Source organism: Streptomyces boninensis (genome assembly GCF_048572725.1).
In the GTDB taxonomy this organism is placed as follows: domain Bacteria; phylum Actinomycetota; class Actinomycetes; order Streptomycetales; family Streptomycetaceae; genus Streptomyces; species Streptomyces boninensis.
Genome location: NZ_CP183837.1, coordinates 1,437,208 through 1,453,494 on the forward strand (window position 1 = coordinate 1,437,208; position 16,287 = coordinate 1,453,494).

Sequence of the window (16,287 nt, forward strand, 5' to 3'; positions counted from 1 at the left end):
CCGGATCCACTCCGATGCGCCGCTGCCCAGACTTACGTGTCTCAAACACGCTGGTGACGTGCGTCACCTTCAACGCACGTGTTGCGCCCGGCCGAAGGGCCTCTCCAGTCGGGTTGCGCACCCGCCGCCAACCACCATTCGTTGGCGACTGCATCCAAGTTTTACACCCATCTGTCCCCCGCCCCCGGGGCGCGGCCCGCTCCGCAAAGCCTCCGCCGCCGACCCCTCCGACCTGCCGTCGAGAAGGCGAACTGCCTGGCGGGAGCGGGTACGGCGACCTCCACGCGGCCGCCGGCGGGCGCGTGCTCGGGGCCGTACCCACCCGCCCCGGCCGGTGATCGACTTCACAGTGATCCGATGGAACCGACCCGCACTTCCGCCAACTGCGTCACACCCGCCCGGCCGGGCGTCCCGTACGGCAAAATCGACCCCGTGACCCGACGCCTGATGCTTCTCGACACCGCCAGCCTGTACTTCCGCGCCTACTTCGGCGTGCCCGAGTCGATCAAGGCCCCCGACGGCACCCCCGTCAACGCCGTCCGCGGCCTGCTCGACTTCATCGCCCGGCTGACCGCCGACCACCACCCCGACGACCTCGTCGCCTGCATGGACGCCGACTGGCGGCCGCAGTGGCGGGTGGACCTCATCCCCTCCTACAAGGCGCACCGCGTCGTGGAGGAACACCCGGGCGAGGCCGAGCCGGACACCGAGGAGGTGCCGGACACCCTCTCCCCGCAGGTGCCGGTGATCGAGGAGGTCCTCGACGCCCTCGGCATCGCCCGCGTCGGCGTCCCCCATTACGAGGCGGACGACGTCATCGGCACCCTCACCGCCAAGGCGAAGGGCCCGGTCGACATCGTCACCGGCGACCGCGACCTCTTCCAGCTCATCGACGACGCCCGCGGCATCCGCGTCATCTATCCGGTACGCGGCGTCGGCAACGCCACGGTGATGGACGAGGCGGCGCTGCACGAGAAGTACGGCGTCGACGGCCCGGGGTACGTGGACCTGGCCCTGCTGCGCGGCGACCCCAGCGACGGCCTGCCCGGCGTGCCCGGCATCGGCGAGAAGACCGCCGCGAAGCTCCTGGACGCGCACGGCGACCTGGCCGGCATCATGGCCGCGGTCGACGACCCGAAGTCGGGCCTCACCCCGTCCCAGCGCCGCAAGCTGGACGAGTCCCGCCCGTATATCGCGGTGGCCCCGACGGTGGTCAAGGTCGCGAGCGACATCCCCCTCCCCCCGTACGACCCGGCCCTCCCCCGCACCCCGAAGGACCCGGAGCGGCTGCTGGCGCTGGCGAAGCGGTGGGGGCTGGGGAGCTCCCTGGAGCGGGTTCTCTCCACTCTGCAGGCGTGAGCTGTTAGGTTAGGGTCACCTAAGTAGCTGACAAGCGTCCGGGAGGCCGTAGTGGCAGACCGTCCAGCCCGCAAGCAGAGGCCCGTCAACCGCGCCGAGGTGGTGCGCGCAGAGCGGCTCACGCCGCACATGGTGCGCGTGGTGCTCGGCGGGGAAGGGCTGGCCGGATTCGGGGCCGGCGAGTACACCGACCACTACATCAAGATCCTCTTCCCGCAGCCGGGCGTCACCTACCCCGAGCCGTTCGACATGGCGCAGATCCGCGAGGACTTCCCGCGCGACCAGTGGCCGGTCACCCGTACGTACACGATCCGCCGCTGGGACGCCGAACTGCGCGAGCTCACCGTCGACTTCGTCGTCCACGGCGACGAGGGCCTGGCGGGCCCGTGGGCCGACAAGGCCGAGCCCGGCGACACCGTGCTCTTCATGGGCCCCGGCGGCGCGTACGCCCCGGACCCCGAGGCCGACTGGCACCTCCTCGCGGGCGACGAGTCCGCGCTGCCTGCCATCGCCGCCGCGCTGGAGCGGATGCCCGAGGGCGCGCAGGTGCACTGCTTCATCGAGGTCGAGGACCGCGACGAGCGCCAGCCGCTCACCGCCCCGGCCGGGGCCGACGTCACCTGGCTGTTCCGTAACGGCGTGCCGGTCGGCACCGCCCTGGTCGAAGCCGTCCGCACCCTCGACTTCCCGGCGGGCCAGGTGCACGCCTTCGTGCACGGCGAGGCCGGCATGGTGAAGGAGCTGCGCCGGATGCTGCGCGTGGAGCGGGAGATCCCGCGCGAGCAGCTGTCCATCTCCGGCTACTGGCGGCTCGGCCACAACGAGGACGGCTGGCAGTCCTCGAAGAAGGAGTGGAACGCCCAGGTGGAGGCGGAGCAGGAGGGCGTGGCGGCGTAACGCCACACCCTCCGTAGCCGCTCCTCCTCAGACCGACCGCTGATACGTCCGGAACGTCCGCGTCGACAGCCACACCGCCGCGACCGCCAGCGCCAGCAGCGCCCCGCCGCGGGTCAGGACATCGCCCCAGTCCGGATCCGCGGCCATGGCGGAACGGCCCGCGACGATCGCCCAGTTGACCGGGTTGAAGTCGGCGATGTGCCGCATCCACGACGGCATCAGGTCCGGCGCCATGAAGGCGGAGGACAGGAAGGTCAGCGGCAGCAGCAGGAAGGTGTTGATGCCGATGATCGACTCCCGCTGCCTGACGGTCATCCCGATCGCGTTGGACATCGCTCCGAACACGGTGCCGAGCAGGATGCCCGCCGCGACCAGAATGATCACACCCCCGGCCCCGCCCGGGTAGTCGGCCCCGCCGGCCTTGCCGAGCAGCACAATGATCACGGACTGCAGGGCGACGCTCAGCGCGTTCTGTACGACGTTGCCGTTCATGATCGCGCCGCGCGAAACCGGCGTCGTCAGGAAGCGGTTGAGCGTCCCGCGCTCGATCTCCTCCAGCGTGCCCATCCCGGCCCACATGCTGGAGCTCAGCGCGCTCATCACGACGACGCCGGGCACTAGATAGTCCAGGTACGAGCCGGAGGCGAAGCCGGGCAGCTCGGTGACCTTCTTGAAGAGGTTGCCGAAGAGGAAGAGCCAGATCACCGGCTGGATCAGCGTGATGACCAGGAAGGCGGGCTGCCGGACGAGCGCCATCAGCTGGCGCTGCGTCATGAACCAGGTCTGGTCGAGTACGTTGCTCATCGGGCACCTCCGGCGTCCACATCGGCGAACCGGCGGCCCGCATAGCGCAGATACACATCGTCGAGCGACGGCCGCGCCACGGTGACGGCGGCGACCTTCGCACCCTCCCGCTCCAGCACGGCCAGCACCTGCGGCACGGCGGCCGGGCCGTCGTCGGCGCGCGCGCTCAGCCGGCGGTCCTCGACGGCCGCGTCCCGTACGCCCGCGAACTCCGTCAGTGCGGTCGTCAGCAGCCGCGCGTCCACCTCCCCCACCGGGTCGCGCAGCTCCACGTGCACGGCGTCGCCGCGCAGTTCGCCCTTCAGCTCGTCCGGGGTGCCGTCGACGACGACGCGGCCGCGGTCCACGATGGCGATGCGCTCGGCGAGCTTGTCGGCCTCCTCCAGGTAGTGGGTGGTGAGGAGGATGGTCAGCCCCTCGTCGCCCGCCAGCCGGCCGATCTCGTCCCACATGGCCTGCCTGGCCTCCGGGTCGAGTCCGGTGGTCGGCTCATCGAGGAAGAGCACCTCGGGCCGGTGCACCAGGCCGAGGGCCACATCCAGGCGCCGCTGCATGCCGCCGGAGTAGCCCTTCACCGTGCGCTTCCCGGCGTCGGCGAGGTCGAATCGCTCCAGCAGCTCGTCCGCCCGCCGTTGCAGCTCGGGGCCGCGCATCCCGTACAGCCGCCCCTGCAGGATCAGGTTCTCGCGGCCGGTGGCGACCGGGTCGGCGCCGGACTTCTGCGAGACGACGCCGATGGCGCGCCGCACCTTGCCGGGCTTCTTCGCCACGTCGTGCCCTGCCACGGTGGCGGCGCCGGAGTCGGGGCGGGCGAGGGTGGTGAGGATCTTTACGGTGGTGGACTTCCCGGCGCCGTTCGGGCCGAGCAGCCCGAAGACGGTGCCGGCGGCCACCTGGACGGACATGCCGTCCAGCGCCGTGACGTCCCCGGGGTAGGTCTTGACGAGGTCGCGCGCGTCCACTGCGAGCGCGCTGCCGTTTCCAGGCATGACAAAGCTCCGCTTCTTACGAAGATGGGTGATCTCCGCCGAGCGGCGCCGGGCTATCCTGAAAGTGCTACGTCTCGGATGTCCCGCACGCCCGCCTCCGGCGGGTTCAGGTGCGGTCTCGGGTCGTTTCCCCGGCGGGGCTGTTGCCGCAGCGCCGCCGGGATTCTCTTTTGCTGTTACGCGTCCGTCTCGGGCTCCTCCAGCCTCTTCCACTTCTCGGGCACCTCGCCCGTGTCGCGCAGCTGGCGCCACTCCTCGACGCCGTCCAGCGACCCGGACGCGATCTCCTTGGCCAGGCCGCGCACCCAGGCGGCCTCGGCCGCCATCATGTGCGCCTGATACTCGGCCTCCACGATGAAGAGCCGCGGCAGCTTTTCGGCCAGCCCTTCGGCCACGCCGCGGCCACCGGCCGCCCGCACCTCCAGGTGTTCGGCCCGCGTGGTGAGCAGCTCGACCACCTCATCGGGCCCCAGGACGCCCATCAGCGACAGCGCGGCCCCGAAGACCGGATACTCCTTCACCGGCTCGCCCACCAGCTCGGCCAGCCACTCGTGCAGCTCGGCATTGCCCGCGTCGGTGAGGGCGTAGACGGTGCGCTCCGGGCGGTTGCCCTGCCGCTGCACGCCCGCGACCTCGACGAGGCCGTGCTTCTCCAGGCTCTGCACGACCGTGTACAGCGAGCCGTAATTGATCTTGATGGTCTCGCTGTTGCCGCGCTGCCGCAGCAGCTGCCCGATCTCGTACGGATGCATCGGCCGCTCACTGAGGAAGGCCAGCACGGCCAGCGCCAGCGGGTTGCCCCGCCTGAACCGGGCCATCGCGCCCACCTCCTCGTAACCGTATATCCGTAACCGAACATATCGCGATTGCCGGGACGGGTCAACACGCGATACATCGCAATGCTGCGCGGGTGGCCATGCGCCCTCACCCATACGGAGTCACGATGGAGCAATGAGCGATCAAGGCATCCGCCCTGCCGAGCCCGACCCCATGCGCTGGTGGGCGCTGGTCGTCATCGCCCTCGCCCAGCTGATGGTCGTGCTCGACATGACCATCGTGAACATCGCCCTGCCCTCCGCGCAGCGCGAGCTCGGCATGAGCGACAACAACCGGCAATGGGTGATCACGGCATACACCCTCGCCTTCGGCGGCCTGCTGCTGCTCGGCGGCCGGATCACGGACCTGGCGGGCCGGAAGCGGACGTTCATCATCGGCCTGATCGGCTTCGCCGCCGCCTCCGCGCTCGGCGGCGCGGCCACCGGCGAAGGCATGCTGTACGCCGCCCGCGCCCTCCAAGGCGTCTTCGCGGCGCTGCTCGCGCCCGCCGCGCTCTCCCTGCTGACGACGACGTTCACCGACCCCAAGGAACGCAGCAAGGCCTTCGGCATCTACGGCGCGATCGCCGGCGGCGGCTCGGCGATCGGCCTGATCGCGGGCGGCGTGCTGACCGAATACCTGGACTGGCGCTGGTGCCTGTACGTCAACATCCCGATCGCGATCATCGCCGCGCTGGGCGCCGTGCGCCTGCTGCACGACTCCCCCGGCCGCCCCGGCGCCCGGCTCGACGTGCCGGGCGTGCTGCTCGGCTGCGGCGGCCTGCTGGCCATCGTCTTCGGCTTCAGCGAGGCGGAGCCGCGCGGCTGGGACGACGGCCTCGTCCTCGGCATGCTGATCGGCGGCGTGGTGCTGCTGGCGCTGTTCACGTACTGGATGACCAAGGCCCGCCACCCGCTGCTGCCGCTGCACATCGTGAAGGACCGGCAGCGCGCCGGCGCCTTTCTGGCGATGGGCCTGACGACGATCGGCATGTTCGGCGTCTTCCTCTTCCTCACGTACTACTTCCAGGGCGTCCTGGGCTACTCACCGCTGAAGACCGGCTTCTCGTACCTGCCGATGACCGCGATGATCATCATCGGCTCCACCCAGGTCTCCGCCCGGCTGCTGGACAAGCTGCCGCCGCGGGCGCTGATGGTGCCGGGCCTGCTGCTGGCCGCGATCGGCCTGATGCTGCTGACCCGCATCGGCGTTGACACGGGCTACGCGAGCCACGTGCTGCCCGCCATCATGATCCTCGGCCTCGGCATGGGCTGCGTCTTCATGCCGGTCTTCGCCACCGCGACGGCGGGCGTGGCGCCACACGATTCCGGCGTCACCTCGGCGACGCTGAACAGCGCGCAGCAGGTGGGCGGTTCGGTGGGCACGGCGCTGCTGAACACGATCGCGACGAGCGCCACGACGGCGTACGCGAAGGACCACGCGGTGCCGGGCATGAGCCCGGGGCAGCAGCGGGCGCTGGGCCTGAAGTCGACGGTGGAGGGCTTCCACACGGCGACGTGGTGGGCGGCGGGCGCGCTGCTGCTGGCGGCGATTGCCGCGGCGGTGCTGGTGAACGGCGGGCCGGTGCACGGGAGCGGGCCGGCGGTGTCGGACGCGGCGGCGGATGCCGAGGCGGATCCGGTGGCGGAGGCCGCCGCGGATGCTGCCGCGGATCGGGCGAAGTTCAGGTCCGGTTCAGAGTCCGACTGACGCCGGCGACGACGGCGGTGGTCAGGATCCACCCGATTGCGACGAGGGCGTACGCCAGCCCCTGCGCGCCCCCATTCACCCATCGCCACTCGTCCCGCATCCCGAAGCCGCCGATGGGGACGAGCAGGTCGAGGGTGTAGACGAGAGGGTGGAAGCCGGGGTTGTCGTCGGGCTTGATCGGGATCCGGTCGGCCTGTGCGAAGACTGCAGTGCCCAGCGCCGCGACCACCGCCAGCCACAACCCGGCGAGCCAGGGGCGGTATCCGTAGCCGACGGTGCCGTCCAGCAGATAGCCCCACAGGCGCGCGAGCGGACGCAGGGTGCGGCGGCGGTCGCGCTGCTTGGCCAGCAGCACGCCGCGGGCGTTGTGGTCGTGGCCGATCCGCCGGTACCAGGCGGCCAGTTGCTCGTACGGCTGGGGGCTGTAGCCGCGTGATCGGCGCAGCCAGGCGATGCGCTCGGGCATGCCCACACCTTCGGGATCGGTGTAGTGCAGCCCCTCGTACTGCAGGTCACCGAGGCGCACCTCGTCGGGCCAGGTGTGGGGACCGTGGTGCAGGGTGGCGACCTTCGCGCCGCGCAGGTCCACGGACTTCGCGGGCGCCACGGCGGGGGTGAAGTCCAGGTCCCCGCCCTGGAGTCGACGGCACCTGACCTCGTCGACCTCGGCCAGGTCGGCACCCGCGAACGAAAGCCGGTCGCTGACCTGCATGCCGGCCAGGTCCATGAAGCCCGCCGCGGCGAAGCCGTCCGACAGCAGCATCACCGTCACGGAGGCGTTGTCGGCCGAGAGGGCAAGCCGCTCCCCCGATGCTGCCGCCAGCCGCGCGCCCTCCAGGAAGACCCCGCCGGCGAGCCTCGCTCCGGCCAGCCGCACCCCGGCATCGGCGACGAACCCGCGGCGGCCGAAGACTCCCCCGCCCATCTCCAGGCCGCCGCCGGTCAGCGCCCAGGTGCCGTCGCCCCCGATCCGGGCTTCGGACAGGTGCAGCTGCCCGGATATACGGGCGTTGTTCAGGCCCACCCGCCCGTCGATGACGCTGCCGGTCAGGTTCAGCGTGCCTTCGATGCGCAGCAAGTGGGCCTCGATGCCGGGCACTTCGCAGCGGAGCAGACGAATCGAGGATGTGCCGGCACCGTGCAGCGTCACCGGAGCCGCGAAGCTGCACCGGCTGAAGGAGATCAGGTGCGGGGTCTCGGCGCCGCTCAGATCGAGTTCGCCGACGATTCGGGCGCCGTGCAGCCGCAGCGCCGCGACCGCGCCCGCCGCCGCTGGATTCGCCCCCAGCAGCAGCGCGGCGATCACCCGAGCCCGCACCGTATGCCGCGCCTCCCACCGCCCCTCCGGCGTCCACGGCTCCGGCTCGTCCTCCTCCTCGTACGGATCCGGCCGCCACAGCGGCTCGCGCACGGTCAGGTCCACCGTCCGGCCCTCCGGGAAGGCATCCCACAACTGCCGCTCGGGCGGTGTCAGTTCGTCAGTCGACAGCACGCGGGCAGCGTAAACCGCGCTGTCCCCGCCGGTCACCCGACCGAGCTGTACGCCACCACCCCGCGCCGCACCTCATCGACGGCCTTGCGCGCCGCCCGCGCCACCGTGCCGTCCTGCGGCGCCGCCGCCGCGATCTGCCCCAGCACGTCGACGAGCTGCTTGCACCACCGCACGAAGTCGCCCGCCGGCATCTCCGAGTCGCGCAGCACCGTATCCAGGCTGGCGCCCTGCGCCCACTGATACGCGGACCAGGCGAAGCCGAGGTCCGGCTCGCGCTGGCCGACGCCCTCCGCCTCGTCGATCTTGTGGGACTCCTCCAGGGCGTCGAGGCGGCCCCAGATGCGCACCATCTCGCCCAGGGCGTGCCGGGCGTTGCCGGTCGGCAGCTTGGGCGGCATGGCGTCGTCGGACTGCCGGGCCTCGAAGACCAGCGCCGACGCGCAGGCGGCCAGCTCGGCGGCGCCGAGGCCCTCCCAGACGCCCTCGCGCAGGCACTCGGACGCGAGCAGGTCGAGCTCGCCGTAGAGCCGGGCGAGCCGCTTGCCGTCGGCGGTGACCTTGTCACCCTCCAGGTAGCCGAGGTCGGTGAGCAGCGCGCACACTCGGTCGAAGGTCTTGGCGATGGTGTTCGTACGGCCCTCGATGCGCCGCTCCAGCTGGCGCGTGTCGCGGCGCAGCCGGTGATAGCGCTCGGCCCAGCGGGCGTGGTCCTCGCGCTCGTCGCAGCCATGGCAGGGGTGGGCGCGGATCTCGGTGCGCAGCCGGGCGATCTCGGTGTCGTCGGCGGCCTGCGAGCGGTCCTTGCGGTGCCGCTTCGGCTCGTGGTGGCCCGCCTTCGTACGGAGCGCGGAGGCGAGGTCGCGGCGGGACTGCGGGCTGCGCGGGTTGAAGGACTTGGGGATCCGCATCCGGTCCAGCGGCTCCACCGGCACCGGGAAGTCGGCGGAGGCGAGCCGCTTGACCTGCCGGCCGACGGTCAGCACCAGCGGCCGCGGCCCGTCCTGGTGGTCGAAGCCGCGGTGGCCGTTGCTGCGCCCGCCGGGCACGCCCGGGTCGAGGACGAGCGCCAGGCCCGCGAACTTGCCCGTCGGGACGTGGATGACATCCCCCGGCTTGAGCTTCTCCAGCGCCACCGCCGCCGCGGCCCGCCGCTGGGCCGCGCCCTGCCGCGCCAGCTCCGTCTCCCGGTCCTTCAGGTCGCGGCGCAGCCGCGCGTACTCGTCGAAGTCGCCGAGGTGGCAGGTCATCGCCTCGCGATAACCGCTCAGCCCCTCCTCGTTCTTCTGCACCTGCCGCGAGATCCCGACGACCGAGCGGTCCGCCTGGAACTGCGCGAACGACGTCTCCAGCAGCTCCCGCGACCGGTGCCGCCCGAACTGCGAGACCAGGTTGACCGCCATGTTGTACGACGGCCGGAAGGAGGACTTCAGCGGATACGTGCGGGTGCCGGCGAGGCCCGCGACCTGCTCCGGGTTCATCGCCCGCTGCCAGAGCACCACCGCATGGCCCTCGACATCGATGCCACGGCGCCCGGCACGGCCGGTGAGCTGCGTGAACTCGCCCGGGGTGATGTCGGCGTGCTGCTCGCCGTTCCACTTCACCAGCTTGTCGAGGACCACGGACCGCGCCGGCATGTTGATCCCCAGCGCCAGCGTCTCGGTGGCGAAGACCGCCTTGACCAGGCCCTTGGTGAAGAGCTCCTCCACGACCTCCTTGAAGGTCGGCAGCATCCCGGCGTGGTGCGCGGCGATGCCCCGCTCCAGGCCCTCCAGCCAGTCGAAATACCCCAGCACGTGGAGGTCTTCGCGCGGGATGTCGGCCGTACGCTCCTCGACGATCTCGCGGACCTGCAGCCGGCCCGCCTCGTCATTGAGCCGCAGCCCGGAGTACAGGCACTGCTGCACGGCGGCCTCGCACCCGGCCCGGCTGAAGATGAAGGTGATCGCGGGCAGCAGCGCCTCCGCGTCGAGCCGCTCGATGACCTCGACCCTGCTGGGCGTGAAGACGCGGCTGCGGGCGCGCCGCTCCCGCTCGCGGTCGGCCTCGCGCAGCCGGCGGCGGCCGCCGCGCTCCCGGCTGTGCGGCGACCGGGCGGCCTCCATCCGCGCCAGCCGTACGAGATCGGGGTTGACCTCGCGGGCGGTGCCGCCCTTCTTGCCGGCCTTCTCCTCGAAGAGGTCGTACATCCGCCGCCCGGCCATCACGTGCTGCCACAGGGGCACCGGGCGGTGCTCGGAGACGATGACCTCGGTGTCGCCGCGGACGGTGTCCAGCCAGGCGCCGAACTCCTCGGCATTGGAGACGGTCGCCGACAGCGAGACGAGGGTGACCGACTCCGGGAGGTGGATGATCACCTCTTCCCAGACGGCGCCGCGGAAGCGGTCGGAGAGGTAGTGCACCTCGTCCATGACCACATAGCCGAGGCCGGTCAGCGTCTGGGAGCCCGCGTACAGCATGTTCCGCAGCACCTCGGTGGTCATCACGACCACCGGCGCCTCGGAGTTGACGGAATTGTCGCCCGTCAGCAGGCCGACCTTGTCGGCGCCGTACCGCCGGACGAGATCGCCGTACTTCTGGTTCGACAGCGCCTTGATGGGGGTCGTGTAGAAGCACTTGCGGCCCTGGGCGAGGGCGAGGTGGACGGCGAACTCGCCGACGATGGTCTTGCCCGAGCCGGTGGGCGCGGCGACCAGCACCCCCTTCCCGGCCTCTAGTGCCTGACACGCCTCGACCTGGAACTCGTCCAGAGCGAAGTCGTACAGCCCGCGGAAGGTGTACAGATCGGTGGCCTGCTCGACGGCGCGACGCCGGGATGCGGCGTACGCCTCGGCAGGCGCGAGGGTCTCGTCGTCGGTCATCTTGGCACCGAGCCTACCGGCCGGGTGTGACAGCGCACGCGATCTTTTACGGTGCCCGTCGCCGCCCGGCGCGGATCAGGTGATGTCGTCGTATCCGTTGCGCCGGGCCGGGCCGTCGTCCTCGGGGCTGCCGGACTGCTCGGGCAGCACCGGGGCCGCCGTCACGGACTCGACGTCCTCGAGGTCCTCCGGGAGATCCAGGTCCTCGGCCTCGTCGGGGTCGGTCTTGGCCGCCTCGATACGGTCCCGGCGGCGGTCGTTCATGAGCGAGAAGATCGCCGCGCCGAAGTAGAGGATCACGATCGGCAGCGCCAGCGCCAGCATCGTCAGCGGGTCGGTGGAGGGGGTGGCGATCGCGGCGAAGACCGTGATGCCCATGATCATGCCGCGCCACCAGCCGATCATCCGGCGGCCCGTGATGACACCGCCGATATTGAGCATGACGAGCAGCAGCGGCAACTCGAACGAGAGCCCGAAGACCACGACCATGCGGACGATCAAGTCGAGCAGGTCATCCAGCGGCAGCAGGTTACCCACGCCGACGGGGGTGAACTCGATCAGGACCTTCGCGGTCGTGGGCAGCACCAGATATGCGAAGAGGCCACCCAGCAGGAACAGCGGGAAGCCCGCACCGACGAAGCTCAGCGCGTACTTCTTCTCGTGGCGGTGCAGGCCGGGCGCGAGGAACGCCCACAGCTGGTACAGCCAGATCGGCGACGCGAAGACGAGGCCGGCCATCAGCGAGACCTTCAGAGCCAGCGTGAAGGGCGTCAGCAGACCATTGATGGTGATCTGCGCACAGCGATCCCCCTCATCGAGCTTGGCGAGGTCAGCGAACGACTTCTTGCAGCCGACGGAGTCCAGCACCGGCCTCGTGAAGAAGTCGACGATGTCCATGTAGAAGAACGCCGCCACGATCGTGACCAGCACGATCGCCAGCAACGCCTTCGCCAGGCGGTTACGCAGCTCGCGCAGGTGCTCCGCGAGCGGCATCCGCCCCTCGGGGTCCCTGTCCTCGCGTTCGCTGCGGCGGGCAACCTTCAGCAACCCACGTCCTCATCTCATGCGCATGTCCGGTACCGACTACGGTGCCGCAGCGTACTAGCGCTGCGTGGTCTTGTCGGTCGGCTCCGTGACGGGGCGGGAGCTGGTGACGTCGCCCGGGGCGGCCTGGATGGTCTTCGGGGCCTCGCTGGTGGGCGGGTCGGCCGGAGCGGCGTCGTCGTCGCCCTTGCCGTCCTTCTTCATCGCCTTGGCCTCGCTCTTGAGGATCCGGGCGGACTTCCCCAGGGAGCGAGCCATGTCGGGAAGCTTCTTCGCGCCGAACAGCAGGATGATGACAACGAGGATCAGGATGATCTCGGGTGCTCCGAGCCGTCCAAACATTGGCTATACCTTCTCACCGAGGCGGCGTGGGTCTGGCTGGGATCGTAACCCGACAGGGTGAACGCCCGGCAATGCCCGTGCGGACACCTGGTTGCGGCCCCCGCCTCGCTCGCAGGGCCACGGCCAGCTTGAAGCGTACCCCGCACCACCCCTTGGTGGGGAGGGTCACCTCCGCGTCACCAGTGGCGTTGCGGCCCGCTCCAGCGACTCCGCCGCAGCGGTCACAGCCCGCTCAGCCGCGCTGACCTCGCGCGCCAGGCGCCGCACCTCAAGGCCGACCCGTACGGCCAGCACGCCCAGCACGGCGATACCGAAGAAGCCGAGAGTGACAGCGATCATGGCCCAGAGCATGTCGGTCAGCGTATCGCGCTATTCGTATGCCGCCAGCACCTTATTCGTATGCGGCAAGCGCCTTGACCGCCGCCTCCCGCGCCGCGTCGGCGAGCTCCGCGGGCGCGGTGATGCGGCCGTCCCGGCCGAGCCGCAGGGCGAGGCGGCGCAGCGACGACGGGTCCGGTGCCCGCAGCGTCACCCGCAGCCCGCCGTCGGGGAGCTCCTCGGCGCTGTCGTGCGGGTAGTACTCGGCGACCCACCGGCCGCCGGGCCCCACCTCGACCACGACCTCCGGGTCCTCCTCCGTGGTCCGCACGATGCCCTCGGAGAGGTCGCGCGGCTCGATCGGCGGCGGGTCGGACGGCTCGTCGAGGATCCGGATCTCCGCGACCCGGTCGAGGCGGAAGGTGCGGCGCGCCTCCGTCAGCCGGCACCACGCCTCCACGTAGGTGTGGCCGACCGCGAACAGCCGGATCGGGTCGACCTCCCGCTCGGTCAGCTCGTCCCGCGCGGGTGAGTAGTAGCGCAGCCACAGCCGCCGGCCCTCCGAGATCGCCCGGTCGACGTCCGCGAAGACGCCGCCCTCCGACTCGAAGGTGACGGAAAGCCGCGACGAGGCGCCCGCGACCTCCCCGGCGGCGGCCTCCAGCTTCGCCGTGGCCCGTACCAGCGCGTCCCGGTCGCCCGCGCGCAGCCCGGGCAGCGTGGCCACCGCTCGCGCCGCGACCAGCAGCGCCGTGGCCTCGTCCGCCGCCAGCCGCAGCGGCTCGCCGGTCTCGGTCGCGCCGGGGTTGCGGAACCAGATCCGGTCCCCGTCCGTGTCGATGTCCAGCAGATCGCCGCCGCGGAAGGATGTGCCGCACATCGGCAGCACATCCAGGTCCGCGATCAGCTCGTCCTCGCTGATCCCGAAGGCGCGGGCGACATCGCCCACCCGCGCGCCGTTCCGCTCCCGCAGATACGTCACCAGCGACAGCATCCGCCGGGTCTGATCGATGGCATTGGCCATGGCTTTGACGCAGCTCCCCTTCAGCCCTTGGCGACCGCGCGCAGCCGGTCGATCACATCGGCGCGCAGCTCCGCCGGCTCCAGCACCACCACATCGGGACCGAACTCGACCAGCCAGGCGTCGAGCCCGTGCCCGTACGGAATCTCCAGCTCGTCCCAGCCGGGCTCGGCCGCTTCCCGTACGGACAGCGCCTTGGCCCGCAGCGGATAGCCGGCGCCGGTGCGCAGCCGGATCCTGGCCGTACGGTCGGCGAGCTCGCCCGCCCAGGCCGCGACCGTCTCGCGGACGGTGACCCGGTCGGGCACCTCGGCGGTGAAGCCGCGGCCGCGGTTGCGCACCTTGCCGGTGATACGGGAGAGCCGGAACACCCGCTCGGCGCCGCGGTCCCGGTCGTAACCGGCGAGATACCACTGGCCGCGCCAGCACTCCAGCTGCCAGGGCTCGACATGGCGGGGCTGCGGCTGCGGGGAGTTGGACTTGCGGTAGTCGAAGACGACGGGGCGCCGGTCGCGGCACGCCAGCATCAGCGGCTCGAACGAAGCCTCCCGCGCCGGGATCCGCGGCTCGATCGCGCTGTGCCCGCCCTCGTACGGATCGCCGCCGTCCGGCATGCCCGCCGCGCGCAGCTTCTGCAGCGCGCCGCTCGCCGCGCCCGCGAGCCGGGCGTGCTGCCACACCTTGGCGGCGAGGCCGAGCGCGGCGGCCTCCTCCGGGTCGAGGGAGACGGGCGGCAGGGTGTTGCGGTCGCGGCGGGCCAGATAGCCGGTCTCGCCGTCGAGGCTCTCGACCGTCTCGATGACCATGCCGAGCTCGCGCAGGTCGTCCTTGTCGCGCTCGAACATCCGGTTGAAGGATTCATCGGCGGCATCGGGGTCCGCCCCGTACCGCCCCTGGCCGAAGGCCTCCACATACGCCTCGATGGAGGCGCGCAGCTCACGCTTGGAGAGCGGACGCCGCGTGCTGAGCAGGCACAGCGCCAGGTTCATCAGCCGCTCGGCCTTGGCGATCGCCATCGATGTCCCTTGTCCCCTTCACCCGTCAGCCCCGCCGGACGGCGTCCGGGCAGCTGCAAACATCGACGGTACCGCTACCGCGGCCCCCCGCAAAAGCGCAGGCCCCCGCCTCACAGGACGGGGGCCGCTGTTTGCACCTGTGGTCAGACGGACACCAGGTCGCAGACGAAGATCAGCGTCTCGCCGGGAGCGATCCGGCCGCCGCCGGCGCCGCGGTCGCCGTACGCCAGGTGCGGCGGGATGATCAGCTGGCGGCGGCCGCCGACCTTCATGCCCTGCACGCCGTTGTCCCAGCCGGGGATGACCTGGCCGGCGCCGAGCTGGAAGCGCAGCGGCTGGCCGCGGTTCCAGGAGGCGTCGAACTCCTCGCCGGACGAGAAGGAGACCCCGACGTAGTGCACGGCGACATTGTCGCCGGCCTTCGCCACCGGGCCTTCGCCCTCCCACAGGTCCTTGATCTCCAGGTCGGCCGGGGGCTCGCCGCCCGGGAAGTCGACCTCGGGCTTGTCGATGCTCACGAATAGCTCCTCAATGCGATGACGGGCCAAGTCTTCCAGACCCGCCACTGCCGTCCCCAGGGGGCTCGGCTCAGACCTTGCCGACGACGTCGACGACGAAGACGAGGGTCTTGCCGCCCAGCTTGTGGGCCTTCTTGTCGGTGCCGTAGGCGTCCTTCGGCGGTACGACCATCAGCACCCGGTCGCCGATCTTCTTGCCGACGAGCGTCTTGTCCCAGCCCTTGACGACCGCGCCGGTGCCGATCTGGAACGGGGTGGCGCCACCGTTGTCCCAGGACGAGTCGAACTTCTTGCCGTCCTCCCAGGCCACGCCGGTGTACTGGGCGATGACGCCGTCGCCGGCCTCGATCTTCTGGCCGTCGCCCTTGATCAGCGTCTGCTGGTCGAGCTTCTCCGGGGCGTCCTCGCCCTTCGGAATGGTGATCTTGGCGGGCTTCTGCGACGGGTTCTCGACCTTGGGCAGGCCGGCCTTGACGGCGGCGTTCTTGCCCTCGGCCTCGGCCTTGGAGTCGATCTTGGCGGCGCCGCGGACGTCGAGCACCCAGGTGAGGCCGTCGGTCTTCTTGATGCCGGCCTGCGGGTTCAGGGCCTTGCCGACGATGGCGCCCGCGGTGCCCTCGACCAGCAGCCGGCTGCCGGGCTTGGCGCCGATGAGCGCCTCCTGGACCTTCGGCGGCAGGCTCTGGCTCGGCTGGCCGACCTTCTCGATCAGCTGCTGGTGCGGGCCCTTGGCGCCCTTCTTGGCGGTGGCCCAGGTGGAGCCGAGGTCCTGCTTGGTCTTCATCGCCTGCCCGGCGATGTCCAGGCGCACCTGGTCACCCTTGGCGATCTTGTCGCCCTTGCCCGCGACGAGGGTCTTGACGGCCACCTCGTCCGGCGCCTTCGCGTCCTTGGGGGCGGTGATCTTCGGCTGCTCGCCGAACTTCCCGGACACGGTGGAGACCGTGCTGCCCGAGCCCTTCCCCGAGTCGGAGGAGTCGTCGGAACCGCAGGCAGCGGTGAAGAGCAGGGCAGGGACGACCAGGGCCGCGCCCAGGCGCGTCGTCTTGCTGAGGTTCATGGGGGTCCAAACAGAATGTGTGAGGGGCCAGGCAGTCCTGCCA

The 16,287-nt window shown here is 71.1% G+C and carries 15 protein-coding genes; 3 read left to right on the forward strand and 12 right to left on the reverse strand.

Features of this window, described 5'->3' with window-relative positions; genetic code table 11:
- The first annotated feature begins 447 nt into the window (after nucleotides 1-447).
- Both ACNNMR_RS06480 and ACNNMR_RS06485 read left to right on the forward strand, forming a co-directional pair.
- Nucleotides 448-1,359, forward strand: coding sequence for a 5'-3' exonuclease (locus tag ACNNMR_RS06480; RefSeq protein ID WP_420000276.1), 912 nt, complete (start codon nucleotides 448-450; stop codon nucleotides 1,357-1,359).
- Nucleotides 1,360-1,410: 51 nt separating this feature from the next.
- Entirely contained in the window at nucleotides 1,411-2,256 is an 846-nt protein-coding gene (locus ACNNMR_RS06485) for a siderophore-interacting protein (RefSeq protein ID WP_419993555.1), read from the forward strand.
- A 27-nt stretch (nucleotides 2,257-2,283) separates the two neighbouring features.
- Here the strand turns inward: ACNNMR_RS06485 and ACNNMR_RS06490 are convergent, their stop codons facing one another.
- The 3 genes from ACNNMR_RS06490 to ACNNMR_RS06500 all read right to left on the reverse strand — a co-directional run bounded on the left by ACNNMR_RS06490 (nucleotide 2,284) and on the right by ACNNMR_RS06500 (nucleotide 4,867).
- The gene (locus tag ACNNMR_RS06490; protein ID WP_419993556.1) at nucleotides 2,284-3,060 is read right to left on the reverse strand and encodes an ABC transporter permease; all 777 of its coding nucleotides are present in this window, start codon (nucleotides 3,058-3,060) and stop codon (nucleotides 2,284-2,286) included.
- On the reverse strand, nucleotides 3,057-4,049 hold the full coding sequence (locus tag ACNNMR_RS06495) for an ATP-binding cassette domain-containing protein (protein ID WP_419993557.1): 993 nt from the start codon (nucleotides 4,047-4,049) through the stop codon (nucleotides 3,057-3,059). Before ACNNMR_RS06495 ends, ACNNMR_RS06490 begins: the two co-directional genes overlap by 4 nt.
- A gap of 176 nt (nucleotides 4,050-4,225) precedes the next feature.
- Entirely contained in the window at nucleotides 4,226-4,867 is a 642-nt protein-coding gene (locus ACNNMR_RS06500; RefSeq protein ID WP_419993558.1) for a helix-turn-helix transcriptional regulator, read from the reverse strand.
- 133 nt (nucleotides 4,868-5,000) lie between these two features.
- Here ACNNMR_RS06500 and ACNNMR_RS06505 point away from each other — a divergent pair, with 133 nt between their 5' ends.
- Nucleotides 5,001-6,575, forward strand: a complete 1,575-nt coding sequence (locus ACNNMR_RS06505) for an MFS transporter (RefSeq protein WP_419993559.1) — start codon at nucleotides 5,001-5,003, stop codon at nucleotides 6,573-6,575.
- Here the strand turns inward: ACNNMR_RS06505 and ACNNMR_RS06510 are convergent.
- The 9 genes from ACNNMR_RS06510 to ACNNMR_RS06550 form a co-directional block, all read right to left on the reverse strand.
- Complete coding sequence (locus tag ACNNMR_RS06510; protein ID WP_419993560.1) at nucleotides 6,550-8,067, reverse strand: oxidoreductase; 1,518 nt, start codon at nucleotides 8,065-8,067, stop codon at nucleotides 6,550-6,552. The two genes, ACNNMR_RS06505 and ACNNMR_RS06510, sit on opposite strands and share 26 nt — an antisense overlap.
- A 32-nt stretch (nucleotides 8,068-8,099) precedes the next feature.
- On the reverse strand, nucleotides 8,100-10,925 hold the full coding sequence (locus ACNNMR_RS06515) for a DEAD/DEAH box helicase (protein ID WP_419993561.1): 2,826 nt from the start codon (nucleotides 10,923-10,925) through the stop codon (nucleotides 8,100-8,102).
- A 75-nt stretch (nucleotides 10,926-11,000) separates the two neighbouring features.
- Nucleotides 11,001-11,972, reverse strand: a complete 972-nt coding sequence (tatC, locus tag ACNNMR_RS06520; RefSeq protein ID WP_419993562.1) for a twin-arginine translocase subunit TatC — start codon at nucleotides 11,970-11,972, stop codon at nucleotides 11,001-11,003.
- 54 nt (nucleotides 11,973-12,026) lie between these two features.
- A complete protein-coding gene (gene tatA / locus ACNNMR_RS06525; protein ID WP_419993563.1) occupies nucleotides 12,027-12,311 on the reverse strand; it encodes a Sec-independent protein translocase subunit TatA in 285 nt (94 codons plus the stop codon).
- Nucleotides 12,312-12,476: 165 nt separating this feature from the next.
- A complete protein-coding gene (locus ACNNMR_RS06530; RefSeq protein WP_419993564.1) occupies nucleotides 12,477-12,662 on the reverse strand; it encodes a hypothetical protein in 186 nt (61 codons plus the stop codon).
- A 40-nt stretch (nucleotides 12,663-12,702) separates the two neighbouring features.
- On the reverse strand, nucleotides 12,703-13,653 hold the full coding sequence (locus ACNNMR_RS06535; RefSeq protein ID WP_419993565.1) for a helix-turn-helix transcriptional regulator: 951 nt from the start codon (nucleotides 13,651-13,653) through the stop codon (nucleotides 12,703-12,705).
- A 20-nt stretch (nucleotides 13,654-13,673) separates the two neighbouring features.
- On the reverse strand, nucleotides 13,674-14,666 hold the full coding sequence (locus ACNNMR_RS06540) for a helix-turn-helix transcriptional regulator (RefSeq protein WP_419993566.1): 993 nt from the start codon (nucleotides 14,664-14,666) through the stop codon (nucleotides 13,674-13,676).
- 143 nt (nucleotides 14,667-14,809) lie between these two features.
- Nucleotides 14,810-15,184 (reverse strand): FKBP-type peptidyl-prolyl cis-trans isomerase, encoded by a 375-nt coding sequence (locus ACNNMR_RS06545; RefSeq protein ID WP_419993567.1) that lies wholly within the window; start codon nucleotides 15,182-15,184, stop codon nucleotides 14,810-14,812.
- A 70-nt stretch (nucleotides 15,185-15,254) separates the two neighbouring features.
- On the reverse strand, nucleotides 15,255-16,244 hold the full coding sequence (locus ACNNMR_RS06550) for an FKBP-type peptidyl-prolyl cis-trans isomerase (protein ID WP_419993568.1): 990 nt from the start codon (nucleotides 16,242-16,244) through the stop codon (nucleotides 15,255-15,257).
- Nucleotides 16,245-16,287 lie beyond the last annotated feature (43 nt).